The organism is Niallia tiangongensis, assembly GCF_044704065.1.
Taxonomy (GTDB): domain Bacteria; phylum Bacillota; class Bacilli; order Bacillales; family Cytobacillaceae; genus Niallia; species Niallia tiangongensis.
This window is the reverse complement of the sequence record NZ_CP162613.1, coordinates 2,747,532-2,762,935: the sequence shown is the minus strand read 5'-3', so window position 1 is coordinate 2,762,935 and position 15,404 is coordinate 2,747,532. Positions and strand designations below refer to the sequence as shown.

Sequence of the window (15,404 nt, the reverse complement as noted above, 5' to 3'; positions counted from 1 at the left end):
GTGGAAACCATCTTGGATAAAATTATTGCCAAAAAAAGCGAAACGATTGAGGCGTTATATAAAAGAAAAGATGAGCTGAAGACAATCGTTCAAAGCAATGAAAAAAGATCGTTATTAAATAAAATGAAGCAGGCCGATGTATTATCCGTAATTGCTGAGTTTAAACGGGCGTCTCCATCAAAGGGAGATATAAATGTGGAGAAGGATCCAACGGAACAAGCTAAAATGTATGAATTATATGGTGCAGATGCCATTTCTGTGTTAACAGATACCCCTTTTTTTAAAGGATCATACGAGGATTTGGCTAAGGTGAGAGAAGCGGTCAATTTGCCAATTCTATGCAAGGATTTTATTGTCGATAAGATTCAAATCGATTTCGCTAAAGCTTATGGCGCAGACCTCGTATTACTAATCGCGGCTGCATTAGAGGACGAAAAGCTACATGAATTATATACGCATGCAACGAAATTAGGGCTTGAAGTACTGCTTGAGGTTCATAATGAAGAGGAATTGGATAGAGCCTTAAAGACTGATGCTCCGTTAATTGGAGTGAATAACAGAAACTTAAAAACATTTGAGGTAACGTTGGAGACAACTGAAAAATTGGCTGCGAAAATTAAGGAAAGTGGCAGATATATGGTTAGTGAAAGCGGGATTTCCACATTCGAGGATATTTTAAAGGTTACATCTTGTGGGGCAAATGCCGTTTTAGTTGGGGAGACCTTTATGAAAGCAACGGACCTAGAAAGTAAAATCAAAGAAATGAAAGTATCTTTAAGGGCGGAGATAAAGTGAATGTGAAAATTTGTGGCATTACAACGAATGATGCAGCAGCATGTGCAGTTCAATATGGAGCAAATGCATTAGGCTTTGTATTTGCGAATAGTAAACGAAAAATAAATGCAGAAAAGGCGAAGGAAATTATTGATACTCTACCTAAAGATGTAATGAAGGTAGGAGTCTTTGTCAATGAGACTAAAGAAAATATAGAGAAAATTGTGAAATTATCAGGTATAAATATTATCCAGCTTCACGGAGATGAAACCCAAGAATTTGCTTCAAGCTTTTCTTTGCCAATCATTAAGGCATTTAGTATTTCATCCCAGGAAGATCTTCAACAAGTAATTGCTTTTCCATGTGAATATGCGTTACTAGATAGTCCGAGAGGAAAGTATCACGGAGGAAATGGAATAGCATTCAACTGGAGCATCATTAAAAATTATGACTTCGGTCAAAAGAAAATAGTCCTCGCTGGTGGGTTAAATGAATCAAACCTAGCCGAAGCCATCCAAACAACAAACCCTTTTATGGTTGATGTTAGCAGTGGAGTGGAAACAGATGGAAAGAAGGACTTGGTGAAAATAAAGAATTTTTTACAAATCGGAAAGACAGTTCATATTTGAGAAAAGAGGGAGCTATCATGGCAGAAACATATGCGTTTCCAGATAAAAGAGGACATTTCGGGATGTATGGAGGAAGATACGTTCCAGAAACATTGATGCAGGCAGTTACAGAGCTTGAAACAGAATATAAGAAAGCACAACAGGATCCAGCTTTTTATGAGGAATTAAATAATTTGCTAAAGGATTATGTGGGGAGAGAAACACCCCTTTATTTTGCGAAAAATCTAACAAAATTCGCTGGTGGAGCAAAAATTTATTTAAAGAGAGAAGATTTAAATCATACAGGTGCTCATAAAATTAATAACTCCTTAGGCCAGGCTTTACTGGCGAAAAGAATGGGCAAAAAGAAAGTTGTTGCGGAAACAGGGGCTGGACAGCATGGTGTAGCCACAGCAACAGCGTGTGCACTCTTAGACTTAGAATGTACGATTTTTATGGGCGAAGAAGATATTAGAAGGCAGAAGCTGAATGTGTTCCGAATGGAATTACTGGGAGCAAAAGTAGTTGGAGTTACTTCTGGGAGTGCAACGCTTAAGGATGCTTGTAATGAAGCCTTACGCTATTGGGTAACAAATGTAGTTGATACTCACTATATTTTAGGGTCTGTAATGGGTCCACATCCATTTCCAATGATGGTCCGTGATTTTCAAAGTGTCATTGGCAAAGAAGCAAAAAAACAATACGTTGAAAAAGTTGGAAATCTGCCAGAAGCGATCGTGGCCTGTATTGGCGGCGGCAGTAATGCAATGGGTATTTTTTATCCGTTTATCGAGGATGAAACTGTTGCTTTATATGGAGTAGAGGCTTCAGGGCATGGTCTCCATACGGAAAAGCATGCAGCTTCCTTATCAAAAGGGAAACCAGGTGTGTTACATGGCTCTTATATGTACTTGCTGCAAAATGAAGATGGGCAAATTCAAGAAGCACATTCTATTTCTGCAGGCTTAGATTATCCAGGTATTGGACCTGAGCATAGCTATCTTCATGATATCGGACGGGCGACCTATGAATCGATAACAGATGATGAAGCCTTTGAAGCACTTCAGCTCCTTTGTAAAGTAGAAGGAATTATTCCTGCATTAGAGAGTGCTCATGCAATTAGCTATGCAGTAAAGCTCGCTGCTAAGATGGATAAGGAAGAAGGGATTATTGTCTGCTTGTCGGGTAGAGGAGATAAGGACGTAAATACAGTGATGGAAAGAATGGGGGAATAATAATGAAGACAATCCGAGAAGCCTTTCATGAGGTACTTGAAAAAGGAGATAAAGCATTTGTTCCATATATTATGGCTGGAGATGGTGGGCTTGATACGCTAAAGGATAGAGTGCTCTTTCTTGAAGAAGCAGGAGCAACTGCCATTGAACTCGGCATTCCATTCTCTGATCCAGTAGCAGATGGACCGATTATCCAAGCGGCTGGCATCCGTTCACTTAAAGCAGGAACAACCCTTAAAGGCGTTTTTGAAGCTATTCAATCTTTTAGAGAGTTAACTACTATTCCACTCGTCATGATGACCTATTTAAATCCTATATTAGCATATGGAGTAGAGTCATTTTTCCAGGCCTGTGAAAAAGCAGCAGTAAATGGATTGATTGTGCCTGATTTACCGGTGGAAGAGGAAGTAATCGTAGAGAAACTAGCGGCAAAGCATCATGTTGAAATTATCCGATTAGTGACATTAACAAGTCCAATAGATAGAATTGAAAATATTGCAAAGAAAGGTAAAGGATTCTTATATGCCGTAACGGTTAACGGTATAACGGGTTCGAGAACTAGCTTCCAAGCTCATTTAGGTGCACATTTACTTAAGGTTAAGGAAGTTAGTCCAATCCCTGTCCTAGCGGGATTCGGCATTTCTTCTCCAGAGCATGTTACCAGTATGACAGAATATTGTGATGGCGTAATCGTAGGAAGTAGAATCGTTGAACTATTTTCAGAGAACAAGTTAGAGGAAATAAAGGAACTTATTGCAGCAAGCAAAAAAGGAAATACATTGTCTGCTATTTAAAAGACGAAGGAGGCTTAGGCGTAGCCCCATGGAAAGCAAAGTGCATTCTGATATGCTGCGGGTAATCACTCAAACTTTACAGAAACAGCCTTTTATAAAACTAATAAAAAACCCGAACAACCATACGAAGTTGAATGGTTGTTCGGGTTTGTCTATGGCTGGAATTTTTATGTCCCAACCTCATTTTTTATTGGAGGGAGAAAAGCTTAAACTGCCAGATAAATTTGAGTATATAATTTGGAAAGATAAAGGGAAAGGCAGGATTAGTTGTGGAAATTTATTCGAAATATCATATCTTTCTCTTTGTTCACTCTATTAGGGCTGCCCTAAGCTCAGCCCTAACAAAAAATTATTATTCACCAAAAGAAAGATTTCGATATAGCTTATTTTCCTTTGTTAGCTCGTTGATAAGAGGAGCTACAGCATGCTGTTTAAAGGAAAATTCAGGAATTATATAGGAAAAGTATCTTGTGATTGGTTCATTTTTAATACGTAATATACTAAGAGTCTCCATTAAGATTTCTTTCTGGATTGCATATTTAGAAACAATGGATATCCCTAAATCTGCTTCTACCGACTCTTTAATAATTTGTGTACTTCCAAATGAGCGAATAATCGGTGGATCAAAGCTTTGTTTTTGAAAAAACTGATTTACCACTTCTCTTGTTCCTGAACCATCTTCTCTAAGTATCCAAGTTTCATCATACAAATATTTTAATTCTATGGATGCAAGACCGGCAAACCGATGATTTTTACTTACGATAACGACCAGTTCATCCTCTTTAAACGGTGTTATTGTTAAATGTGGATGATTTTTCAAATGACTATCAATGATTCCTAGATCAATTTCTCCGTGTAGTAATTGATCGATTATTCGATTGGAGTTTCTTATACTTATCATTGGATTATCATGTTTCTTGTCCATTTTTATATAGTCGGCAATTACTTTAGGAAGTAAATACTCTCCGAATGTAAAGCTGGAGCCAATGGAAAGAGAGCGACTTTTTGTTTCTGAAAGGTGATCAATTAAATTATTCACTTCTTTGTACTCAGATAAAATTTTCTTTGCATGAAAATAAAATAATTCTCCTGCTTTCGTAAGTCTTACATATTTATTCGTTCTGTCTAAAAAGGTAACGTTATACTTTTTTTCAAGTGCTTTAATGGAAAGTGTTACAGCAGATTGAGTAATATGTAAGCTTTCTGCTGCTCTAGTAAAATTTAGTTTTTCAGCAACTGTCACAAAGGTCAATAAATGATAATCCAAAAAAACACACTCCTTTCTTAAACGATAGAATCCATGATAAGACACACTTGTCTAAGCTTATAGACCAAAATGGGTGAAAGGCACTCCTAATATAATAGAAAATTATTTCTTTCTATTAGTATACTAAAAAAGAGTGTGGATAAAAATATAAGTTGATAGAATAATTAAAAAATAATGAATATTTACTAAATAAGTTTTTATGCGTTTTTTTTGGATAAATAAGCAATCAGACCATACTCCTATTTTGAAGAGTGTTTCTCCTGATTTACTTTGAATATATAAAGTGAAACTTTCGTCAGTGGGGTTTTCCTTCCTCCCCACTGATAGTTAGCTGAACCATTCGGGCCTTTACGGACAGTTGATCTCTCCATCTTTCTTCCTCAAATTCTAAATTAGCAAAAGGTGAAAGTCTTACTGAAGTTTAAGAGTGGGATAAATATTTTTCTTGTGGTAATCGCAAATAACCACTATAATCAATAATGATTCTCAATGTGTATGATTGTTTAAAAAAGGAAAAAAATCGTTCGATGCAGACAGAAACTACATAAATGATTAAGATAGTATTTTGTTTATGAAGTAATTGGAACGAACGATAAAAGAGGAAGATAAATTAGAAAGGTTAGGTGTGAAGGAGAAAAATTATGATGAAACGTTTTTTTTCATATTATAAACCACATAAAAAATTATTTACGCTCGACTTCTCAAGTGCGATAGTTGTTGCACTATTAGAGCTCGCTTTTCCACTTGCGGTCTCTTGGTATATTGATGATTTACTTCCAGAAGGAAATTGGGGCACGATTTTATCCGTAGGTGTGGGATTACTGCTATTATATGTAACAAGTACCTTTCTTCAATACATTGTCAATTATTGGGGTCATAAGCTTGGGATAAATATTGAAACTGACATGCGAGGTCAATTATTTACTCATGTGCAAAGACAATCTTTTTCTTTTTTTGATAATACAAAAACAGGACATATCATGAGCCGTATTACCAATGATTTATTTGATATTGGAGAACTTGCCCATCATGGACCAGAGGATTTATTTATTGCTATTATGACTTTTGTTGGTGCGTTTTGGATTATGCTTACGATTAATATAAAACTAGCATTAATCGTTATCTTTATAGTTCCAATACTAGTTTGGCTGATTACATACTGTAACCGAAGCATGAATAAAGCATGGGGACAAATGTATGGGGATATTGCAGACGTAAATGCTAGAGTGGAAGATAGTGTTTCTGGTGTACGTGTAGTTCAATCTTTTACAAATGAAGACTTTGAAATTTCTAGATTTACAGTAAATAATAAAAGATTCCGCAAGGCAAAAATAGGTGCTTATAAAGTAATGTCCATTACATCTTCTTCTGTATATATGTTAATGAGATTCTTTACTTTAGTAGTTTTAGTCTTTGGTGCTTGGCTTACATTTAATGGTCAAATGAAAATAGGGGAATTAGTTTCCTTCATCTTGTTTGTAAATATATTGCAAAAACCAATCGATAAAATTAGTGCAATATTAGAACTATATCCGAAGGGAATGGCCGGCTTTAAGCGTTTCTTGGAATTGTTAGATTCAGCTCCCAATATTCTAGATCGCAAAGATGCAGTAGAAGTAAATTCATTAAAGGGAGATATCACTTTAAAAGATGTAACTTTTAGCTATGACAGTAATCCTGTCTTAAAAAACATTAATCTTTCCATTAATGCTGGTGAAACAATCGCTTTTGTTGGACCTTCTGGTGCAGGGAAAACTACGATTTGTTCGTTAATTCCTCGTTTTTATGATGTGAATAACGGGAGTATCAAAATTGACGGAATCGATATTCGCGATATGACAATGAAATCATTAAGAGCACAAATTGGAATTGTACAGCAGGATGTATTTTTATTTACTGGCACATTAAAAGAAAATATTGCTTACGGTAATTTGAATGCTACAGATGAAGAAATTCATGAAGCGGTTAGAAGAGCACATCTGGAAGAGTTAGTGCTTAAATTGCCAAATGGGTATGAAACACAAATCGGTGAAAGAGGATTGAAGCTATCAGGTGGACAGAAGCAAAGAATTGCAATTGCTCGGATGTTCCTAAAAAACCCGCCAATTCTCATACTAGATGAAGCGACTTCTGCACTTGATACAGAAACGGAATTAATTATCCAAAATTCTTTAAATGAGCTAGCTAAAAACCGAACTACACTAGTTATTGCACATCGCCTTGCAACTATCCGCAACGCTGATCGGATTGTTGTAGTAACAGAAAATGGGATAGAAGAAGAAGGAAAGCATGATGAATTATTAGCACAGAACGGGATTTTTGCTAACCTTCATCGAGTGCAATATCAGCGTTAATTTTAAGAGGCTGAGACATAAGTATTCCAGCTTAAAATAAACCCGAATGATTATACGAAGATGCCAATGAAAGGTTCGTATAATCATTTGGGCTTTTTTATTCGTTTATAAAAAGGATGTTCCATGAAGTTTGTTCCTATTACCCGCAGCCAGAATGACACTTCACTTTCCGTGGGGCTCGCGCTAAAGCCGCGGTCTGCTTCCGCCTGCAGGGTCTCAGACTGTCTCGCTAATCCCCGTGGCGTCTACGTGTATTCAGGCTGCTCCATTCTTCCAACTAATTTATTTTTTCTTGGAAAAACAATATTTTTTAGGAAATAGCCTTTAAAAACAAAGTGGAATGGAGCGGAAGACACTCGACTCCTGCGGGAAGTAGAGGACGCTTTAGACCCCGCAGGCGCGCCGACCGAGGCTCAGGCTTCCTCCCCGGCGCCATAGAGTGTCCGTAGCGCAATGGAACGAATTGGTTTTTACACTTGACTATATTTAAAACCATAAATAACTAATATGAAAAAGTAGCCTTTATTTAAGAGCTAAATTAGAGATTGTTCGTCTTTACAGATTAGCTATTTCGTTTTGTCCCAGCCTCTTATTTAGTTCCTATCATCGTAAGAACCCTGCTTGTTAATAATCTCTTTCATGACAACAAAAAGAAGGATCTATTCACAAAAATACTATGATAAATATTCAATATGCGATATATTGGATATAAGTTTTTTTGATTATTCAATAAGAGAGAGGGGTAAATATTTGAGACCGATTATTTTAGGGATATTTGCTGCGCTATTTTTTGCGTTTACATTTGTATTGAATCAGTCGATGGAAATAGGTGGAGGAAGCTGGTTGTGGAGCGCTTCGCTACGTTATTTCTTTATGGTGCCATTATTAGTTTTGATTGTAGTGTGTAGAAAAAACTTAACGGCTGTTTGGCAGGAGCTAAAAGCAAATCCTGTTTCTTGGATAATATGGAGTACTGTTGGCTTTGGTTTTTTTTACGATGGGATTTGTTTTGCGGGTGCATTTGGACCAGGCTGGCTTGTAGCAGGTACTTGGCAGATTACAATCATTTCTGGTACATTCCTAGCACCTTTATTTTATGAAAAAAAGATTGGAAGAGATGGGGGTATTCAATTAGCTCGAAGAAAAATTCCATTTAAAAGTTTAACTTTTTCTATTTTAATTGTTGTTGGAGTTAGCATTATGCAGTTAGAATTCGCTGTATCTATTTCTTTAAAGGATGCTTTATTTTGTCTTATTCCTATTATTATTGCATCATTTGCGTATCCGTTAGGAAATCGGAAAATGATGGAGCTTTGTAATGATAGATTAGATGTTTTTCAACGTGTATTAGGGATGACAATTGCCAGTCTTCCATTTTGGATACTATTATCTATTATTGGTGTATTAACTGTCGGGCTTCCTGGAAAGCAGCAAGTTGGTCAATCAGCAATAGTAGCAGTATTTTCAGGTATTATAGCAACAATCTTATTTTTTTCAGCAACTGACATAGTCAAAGACAATATGATTAAATTAGGTGCTGTAGAAGCGACACAATCATTGGAAGTATTATTTGCTTTGTTTGGAGAAATAATTTTTTTATCAGCTCATTTACCAACCCCTATGAGTCTTCTCGGGATTTGCTTTGTAATGATTGGAATGATTTTGCATAGTGTATATTCGAGTAAGAAAATACACATAAATAGTAGCATTGAAGCATAACCATGGTTTTTCGTGATTGTCTTTTGATTAAATCGTTAAAGTTTTGTTAAGAATTTTATCACTATATGAAGTTTGTTTGGAGTTATCGGAATTTTTTACTTTTTTAAAAGAAATCGTTATACTATGTTAATATGCAGGAATCATTGCCCACAAATGAAGAAGTTGTTAGAAATGAATGGCATGTTAGGTGAAACCTGCTTTGTCAAAAAATGAATAAAGGTTAAAAAGTAATTATCTTACATAGCAAGTTTTAAGGAAAAAGACTGCTTTGTTTAAGCAAGCAAATGAATCTTAAGGATATACAGCCTTAAGTATGTGGTATTCTGTAAGTCGTATTTTTTGGCTATCACTTCTAAACATAAAAAATTAGGAGGAAAAGCAAAATGATGAAAAAACTGGAAGAAAAAGACATTAAGCTAATTGCACTTGATATGGATGGGACATTATTGAACGAAAAAGGAGAAATACCGGAAGAAAACCGAAAAGCAATTAAAGAGGCCCATGATAACGGACTACACGTTGTATTAAGTACAGGTCGTTCTCTTGCAACGTGTAAGGATCACGCAAAAAGTCTTTTATTAAAATCATATTTAGTTACAGTAAACGGTAGTGAAATTTGGGATACAAAGGGTAATTTAATTGAAAGAAATCTTGTGGATGCTGACCATATCCAATGGATGTGGGGTTTAGCACAGCAACATAAAGCAAAAATGTGGGCAACTAGCTGTGATCAATTATGGTTCGATGAGATGCCGGAAAATGTAAGTGAATTAGAGTGGCTTAAGTTTGGGTTTCATATTGAAGACAATCAAATTAGAGAAAAGGTATTGAACAGCTTACAAGAGAAAAAATGTTTTGAAATCAGTAATTCATCCCCAGTAAATATTGAGGTAAATGCATTAGGGATTAATAAAGCAAGAGGGCTCAAAAAAGTATGTGAGCTATTGCATATCTCTATGGATCAAGTGTTGGCAGCTGGAGACAGTCTGAACGATATTAGCATGATAAAAGAAGCGGGAATAGGTGTTGCAATGGGAAATGCTCAGGACATTGTAAAAGAGACAGCAGATGTTGTAACCTTAACAAATAACGAAAATGGTGTAGCCTACGCAATAAGAAAATGGGCACTAAACAAAGAAGTTGCAGAAATAAAAAAATAGTTTTTCCTTTAACTTGAGCTGAAAAATATTTTTTCTATTCAATAAATTTTAAAAAACAATTGAAACGGTAGAAAAAACTGCTTATAATTAGTAAAAAGAAAATTGAACGAAGCGAAAGGACTAGTATGTGAGAGGCTTTTATAAAAGAGAGTGAAGTTTATAAGCTGAAAGACTTCATCATAAAAGTTCACAGAACCTACCTTTCAAGTCCTATTACAGTAGGCGCATTTCTTGCGTTATCAGACAGAGTGGAATCAATTGTTTTGATTGATTCAATAAAGGTGGTACCACGGAAAGCCCTTTTTCGTCCTTTTTTAAGGAAAAGAAAAGGGCTTTTTTCTATTCCTTTGTGAAAATAGGCACAGATTTACTAAAGTTCGGAGGAAATATCATGGAGAAAAAAAGAATTGTCGTAAAAATCGGAAGCAGCTCTCTCACAGATTCAAAAGGAGCAATCGACCAATCAAAATTAAGTGACCATATTGCAAGCATTGCCAATTTAAGAAATAGTGGCCATGAAGTACTATTAGTTTCTTCTGGAGCAGTGGCGGCTGGTTTTGCAAAATTAGGCTATCCGACAAGACCGGTTACACTTAAAGGAAAGCAAGCGGCTGCTGCTGTTGGCCAGAGCTTATTAATTCAAAGCTATAATGAACAATTAAGTAAGTATGGGATGGTGCCAGCACAAGTGTTAATAACGAGAAATGATTTTTCGAAGCGGGATCGATATCGTAATGCCTATTCCACGCTTACAGAATTATTAGAAAGAAATATTTTGCCCATTATTAATGAGAATGACACGGTATCTGTAGAAGAATTAACATTTGGAGACAATGATATGTTATCATCTCTTGTTAGTGGTCTTATTCATGCAGATCAATTGATTATTCTTACAGATATTAATGGGGTATATGACAAGAATCCAAAAGAAGACCAATCAGCAAAACGAATTGATTATTTGCCAGAAATTACGGAAGAATGGAAAAATGCAGCAAAAGGTACTGGATCAAAGGTTGGAACAGGTGGCATGAAATCAAAACTCATTGCAGCAGAAACTGCACTATCATTAGGTGTAAAAGTATTTATTGGAAAAGGGACTGGTGAAAATAAGCTAATCGATATTATCGAAGGTAAAGGTGATGGAACTTATATTGGTTCCGATGCTTTAACTTCTATAAATAGTAATCGTCAATGGATCGCACTGCATTCCACCGTACAAGGTAGTCTCTATGTCGATGAAGGGGCAGAAATGGCTTTGGTTAATAATGGGAGTAGTTTATTGCCAGCAGGAATTTATAAAGTAGAAGGTATTTTTGAAAAAGGGAATGTAGTAGAGGTGTTTGGTATAAATGGTATTATTGGAAAAGGAGAAGTGCTTTACTCTTCTGAAGAGTTAAAAAATATCATCACACAAAGAGCGGAAGAAAAAAGAATAGAAAAACATCCGAAATTGGAAGTAATTCACCGTGATAGATGGGTGAAAATTTAACTAGGGAGAGATGAAAATGGGAGAGGTTTATCAAAAAGGTGAATTGGCAAAGAAGGCAAGCTATCAATTATTAAATAAATCAACAGATGAAAAGAATGATGCATTATTACTTATTAGCAATCAATTATTAGAAGATAAAGACTTGATTATGGAAGCGAATAAGGTCGATCTTGAAAAGGGAAAAGAAAATGGTCTTTCGACTTCTATTTTAGATCGAATTATGCTTGATGAAAAAAGGATTAATGATATGGCTTCAGCATTAAAGGCGCTAGTTAAGCTGATGGATCCAGTTGGTGTAGTAGTCGAACAAATAGAAAAAGAAAATGGTTTGAAAATAGTGAAGAAAACTGTGCCGATTGGGGTAATGGGGATGATTTATGAGGCAAGGCCCAATGTAACAATAGATGCGGCTAGCCTTGCCTTGAAAACAGGAAATAGTATTGTCTTAAGAGGAAGTTCTTCAGCGAAGCAATCAAATATAGCTCTTGTTAACTCCATCCATACGGCCCTTGAAAAATCAGCCTTGCCAAAAGAAGCTGTTCAATTAATTGAGGATACGAGCAGGGAAACAGCAAAAGACCTATTCCACTTAAAAGAATTCTTAGATGTATTAATCCCTCGTGGTGGAAAAGGGTTAATTGAAACTGTAGTAAGGGAAGCATCTGTACCGGTTATCGAAACAGGAGCTGGGAATTGTCACTTATTTATCGATGAAACAGCGGATATGGAAATGGCGATAAAAATCAGCTTAAACGGGAAAACACAGCGTCCATCTGTTTGTAATGCTTTAGAAACTATTTTAATAGAGGAAAATTGGTTTGAGCAATATGGGCTTACGCTACTAGAAGCATTACATAACAGAGGGGTCGAAATTTACGGTGATCAAACAGTATGCTCTGCTTATGCAACAGCAAAAGAAGCGACGGAAGATGATTGGTATACAGAATACTCTGCTTTAAAGATTAGTGTAAAGATTGTAAAGGGAGTAATGGATGCAATCAATCATATTAATAAATATGGTACAAAGCACTCCGAAGCAATCATTTCCGAAAATAAAGAAAATGCAACTGCTTTTTTAGCAGGAGTGGATGCAGCAGCAGTTTATCATAATGCTAGTACTAGATTTACAGATGGATTTGAATTCGGCTATGGCGCAGAAATTGGCATTAGTACACAAAAACTTCATGCGAGAGGACCAATGGGACTAAATGCATTAACATCTGTTAAATACTTCATTTATGGAGATGGGCAAGTCAGAAACTAACAGTAGTATGGGAAATTTCTAGAAAGTGTAAACTACACTTTTAGATGGGAAGCCATACTTTAAGTAGATTGGATGATGATATTGGAGTATTTAAGTATTTTATTACCGATTTTCTTTATTTTCTCGGTTGGATTTATTGGGCAAAAGAAGCTTCATATTGACATTAAATCCGTTTCAGCAGTATCTGTTTATTTAATGACACCATTATTGTCTTTTAGTGTATTTTATGAAACAACTTTTACAATGGACTATTTGTATATGATGTTTTATGCTTTAACTTTAGTATTAGGTATTGTTGCCATTGTTTATGTCATTGGCTATTTTAGAGGATATTCGGTCAGGAAGACATGCGGAATGATTTTATCTTCCGCCTTTATGAACAATGGCAATTACGGCACACCACTTGTTTTATTTGTATTCGGTGAGCCTGGCTTACATTATGCGGTTATATTGATGGTTATTCAACAATTAATTATGGTAACAATAGGTGTCTACTATGCAGCGAAAGGTTCTGTTGATAATGGAAACGGAAAAGATACATTAAAAAAAGTGCTTAAAGTTCCTGTTATGTATGGTGCGATATTAGGTGCTATATTTCATTCCTTTCAAATTCCGATTGGCGAGACAATGTTAGAAGCTATTAAACTAGTTGGTAATGCGGCAATACCAACTGTTATGCTTGTCTTAGGAATCCAACTCGCTAATGTAAGTGTAAGAAAAATTGCTTATCGACCTTTATCTATTTCTTTGTTTCTAAAGTTGATTGTCTCACCAGTTATTGCATGGCTTCTGACATTCATTTTGCCAGTGGATGAGATGTTAAAGCAAATAATGATCCTACTTGCAGGAATGCCAGCAGCAGCAAACACGACTCTTTACGCTGTTCAATATGGAACAGAACCAGACTTTGTTTCCAGTGCGACTTTATTTAGTACATTAGCTAGTTTGATAACTTTACCTATTATTTTATCCCTTATTTAACTATGTTTCTCCATAAAATCTCGATATTTTATTGATAAGATCTAGTTATAAATGGAGGGGTGATAAAATGGAATGGTTACAATTATTGATTTTACTGATTTGTCCATTGATGATGCTCTTTTGCATGAAAGGTATGTTTGGTCACCACAAGCACCATCAATCACATGGAACAAAAGATTTGGATGCTAGATTAAAAAGCCTTGAGTTGGAAAACGGCAAACTGAGAAGTGAACTTGATACCCTAGCATCGGTGGAGAGAAAAGAATCGTAGAAAAGAAAAATTGATTTTATATTAATAATTGTTAGCATGTACAAAAGAGAGAGTACTGTGCTACAAAACTACTCTCTCGTAGCTTGAATACACTTCGCTTTTCGTGGTTCTGTGAAAGGTGAGTCTTCTCAACTATTCCTGTGGAGTCTCACCTTTTTCGCTAGAATCAAAGAAATCTTAGTGTGTTCAGATTGTACTGCATGTCATTTTTTTAGGTTTTAAGTAATACTATTCAAAAAATATCGTTCTCGATTAAGCAGTAATTACTTGTAATATATTTAAGTATTTTCGCATTTTCGCAATAGCTATTTGTTTTAATTCTTTTCCAGATAAATCAGGTTGCTTCTTTTCCGTATTTTCCATTAATTGTTCATATGGATAACCTTTTATTGTTATTTTGTTTAAATCTGCTAAACTATAGCTCCAACCCCTCCCATTAGTATCGAACCAGTTAATATGTCAAAGGCAATTTTTTTCTTCATTTTTCTTATTAATTCCCATGAAATCTGCACGATAATTGCACAAATATACAGTATTCTAATTGTGGATATATCCAAGCTAGAAAGGATGAAAATTTTGATAAGTAGAAAAATTATATTAAGTATAGTTTCTTTGGTAATAATATTTACCTTGGCTGCATGTAGCGGAAAACAGGAGACGGCGCCAAAAGGTGATTCAGGTTCCAATGTGATGGAGGGACATGCAGGTATGAATCATACAGGATCAAGTGATGTACCAGAAGGATTAAAGGAATCGATTAACCCTACTTATCCTGTTGGTTCAAGTACTATTATCCATGCAGATCATATGCCTGGGATGGACGGAGCTGAAGCTACAATTTCTGGTGCTTTCGACACTATCGTTTATACGATTACTTATACGCCATTAAACGGTGGAGAGAAAGTGGAAAATCATAAATGGGTCATTCATGAGGAAATTGAGAATGCAACGGAGCAACCTTATCAACCAGGGGATGAAGTCGTATTAATTGCTGAACATATGGAAGGAATGGATGGTGTAACAGCAATTATTGATTCAGCAGAACAAACAACAGTATATATGGTAGATTATCAAGATACGGAAACAGGGGAGGATGTTACTTATCATAAATGGGTAACAGAAAGTGAATTGTCTCCTGTAGAGTAACTCATAAAAAAGAGGCTGGGACAAAACTAAATAGCCAATCTGTAAAGTAAAGACGAACCATCCTTAATTTAGCTCTTAAATAAAGGCTACTTTTTCATGCTAGTTATTTATGATTTTAAATATAGTCAGTGTAAAAACTAATTCATTTTTAAAGATTGTTTTTCTATAAACTATTATGGAAATAGAAAAAATTAATTGCTTGGAAAGACGGAGCAGCCTGAATACACGTAGACTCCTGGAGCTGCGAGAAAGTCCGAGACCCTGCATGAGCATGAGCTGTGAAGCGGATCGGCGCTCGCCCCATGGAAAGCGAAGTGTATTCAGGCTGCGGATAATAACACC

13 protein-coding genes and 1 other annotated feature are annotated in these 15,404 nt (G+C 35.8%); of the genes, 12 read left to right on the top strand and 1 reads right to left on the bottom strand.

From position 1 onward, the window contains the following. Genes trpC through trpA form a run of 4 tightly spaced genes read left to right on the top strand, consistent with a single transcriptional unit; the run spans position 1 to position 3,411 of the window. Positions 1 to 795 carry an indole-3-glycerol phosphate synthase TrpC gene (gene trpC, locus AB3U99_RS13200; RefSeq protein WP_400241617.1) on the top strand — a complete coding sequence of 265 codons (795 nt, stop codon included), beginning with the start codon at positions 1 to 3 and terminating at the stop codon, positions 793 to 795. Continuing rightward, positions 792 to 1,403 carry an N-(5'-phosphoribosyl)anthranilate isomerase gene (locus tag AB3U99_RS13195; protein ID WP_400241616.1) on the top strand — a complete coding sequence of 204 codons (612 nt, stop codon included), beginning with the start codon at positions 792 to 794 and terminating at the stop codon, positions 1,401 to 1,403. Before trpC ends, AB3U99_RS13195 begins: the two co-directional genes overlap by 4 nt. 17 nt (positions 1,404 to 1,420) lie before the next feature. Next, the gene (gene trpB / locus AB3U99_RS13190) at positions 1,421 to 2,617 is read left to right on the top strand and encodes a tryptophan synthase subunit beta (protein WP_400241615.1); all 1,197 of its coding nucleotides are present in this window, start codon (positions 1,421 to 1,423) and stop codon (positions 2,615 to 2,617) included. 2 nt (positions 2,618 to 2,619) lie between these two features. Further along, the gene (gene trpA, locus AB3U99_RS13185) at positions 2,620 to 3,411 is read left to right on the top strand and encodes a tryptophan synthase subunit alpha (RefSeq protein ID WP_400241614.1); all 792 of its coding nucleotides are present in this window, start codon (positions 2,620 to 2,622) and stop codon (positions 3,409 to 3,411) included. 352 nt (positions 3,412 to 3,763) lie between these two features. Here trpA and AB3U99_RS13180 read toward each other — a convergent pair whose 3' ends face one another. After that, complete coding sequence (locus AB3U99_RS13180; RefSeq protein WP_400241613.1) at positions 3,764 to 4,678, bottom strand: LysR family transcriptional regulator; 915 nt, start codon at positions 4,676 to 4,678, stop codon at positions 3,764 to 3,766. Between the two features lie 641 nt (positions 4,679 to 5,319). Between AB3U99_RS13180 and AB3U99_RS13175 the strand changes: the two genes are divergently transcribed. The 8 genes from AB3U99_RS13175 (at position 5,320) to AB3U99_RS13140 (ending at position 15,062) form a co-directional block, all read left to right on the top strand. After that, the gene (locus AB3U99_RS13175) at positions 5,320 to 7,032 is read left to right on the top strand and encodes an ABC transporter ATP-binding protein (RefSeq protein WP_400241612.1); all 1,713 of its coding nucleotides are present in this window, start codon (positions 5,320 to 5,322) and stop codon (positions 7,030 to 7,032) included. Between the two features lie 750 nt (positions 7,033 to 7,782). Then, positions 7,783 to 8,751, top strand: coding sequence for a multidrug resistance efflux transporter family protein (locus AB3U99_RS13170; RefSeq protein ID WP_400241611.1), 969 nt, complete (start codon positions 7,783 to 7,785; stop codon positions 8,749 to 8,751). A gap of 383 nt (positions 8,752 to 9,134) precedes the next feature. Further along, positions 9,135 to 9,911 (top strand): Cof-type HAD-IIB family hydrolase, encoded by a 777-nt coding sequence (locus AB3U99_RS13165; protein ID WP_400241610.1) that lies wholly within the window; start codon positions 9,135 to 9,137, stop codon positions 9,909 to 9,911. A 102-nt stretch (positions 9,912 to 10,013) separates the two neighbouring features. Beyond that, positions 10,014 to 10,226: a binding site (T-box leader), on the top strand. Between the two features lie 76 nt (positions 10,227 to 10,302). Then, entirely contained in the window at positions 10,303 to 11,400 is a 1,098-nt protein-coding gene (gene proB / locus AB3U99_RS13160; RefSeq protein ID WP_400241609.1) for a glutamate 5-kinase, read from the top strand. 16 nt (positions 11,401 to 11,416) lie between these two features. Further along, positions 11,417 to 12,664 carry a glutamate-5-semialdehyde dehydrogenase gene (locus AB3U99_RS13155; RefSeq protein WP_400241607.1) on the top strand — a complete coding sequence of 416 codons (1,248 nt, stop codon included), beginning with the start codon at positions 11,417 to 11,419 and terminating at the stop codon, positions 12,662 to 12,664. Positions 12,665 to 12,745: 81 nt separating this feature from the next. Further along, positions 12,746 to 13,645, top strand: a complete 900-nt coding sequence (locus tag AB3U99_RS13150; protein WP_400241605.1) for an AEC family transporter — start codon at positions 12,746 to 12,748, stop codon at positions 13,643 to 13,645. Positions 13,646 to 13,712: 67 nt separating this feature from the next. Then, on the top strand, positions 13,713 to 13,916 hold the full coding sequence (locus AB3U99_RS13145) for a DUF2933 domain-containing protein (protein ID WP_400241604.1): 204 nt from the start codon (positions 13,713 to 13,715) through the stop codon (positions 13,914 to 13,916). A gap of 567 nt (positions 13,917 to 14,483) precedes the next feature. Then, positions 14,484 to 15,062, top strand: coding sequence for a YdhK family protein (locus tag AB3U99_RS13140; protein ID WP_400241603.1), 579 nt, complete (start codon positions 14,484 to 14,486; stop codon positions 15,060 to 15,062). Positions 15,063 to 15,404 lie beyond the last annotated feature (342 nt).

Excerpts from the sequence above, each read along its gene's own strand:
- proB (WP_400241609.1), top strand. The coding sequence starts at position 10,303 with ATGGAGAAAAAAAGAATTGTCGTAAAAATCGGAAGCAGCTCTCTCACA.
- AB3U99_RS13165 (WP_400241610.1), top strand. The coding sequence starts at position 9,135 with ATGATGAAAAAACTGGAAGAAAAAGACATTAAGCTAATTGCACTTGAT.
- AB3U99_RS13145 (WP_400241604.1), top strand. The coding sequence starts at position 13,713 with ATGGAATGGTTACAATTATTGATTTTACTGATTTGTCCATTGATGATG.
- AB3U99_RS13175 (WP_400241612.1), top strand. The coding sequence starts at position 5,320 with ATGATGAAACGTTTTTTTTCATATTATAAACCACATAAAAAATTATTT.
- AB3U99_RS13155 (WP_400241607.1), top strand. The coding sequence starts at position 11,417 with ATGGGAGAGGTTTATCAAAAAGGTGAATTGGCAAAGAAGGCAAGCTAT.
- trpA (WP_400241614.1), top strand. The coding sequence starts at position 2,620 with ATGAAGACAATCCGAGAAGCCTTTCATGAGGTACTTGAAAAAGGAGAT.
- trpB (WP_400241615.1), top strand. The coding sequence starts at position 1,421 with ATGGCAGAAACATATGCGTTTCCAGATAAAAGAGGACATTTCGGGATG.
- AB3U99_RS13140 (WP_400241603.1), top strand. The coding sequence starts at position 14,484 with ATGAAAATTTTGATAAGTAGAAAAATTATATTAAGTATAGTTTCTTTG.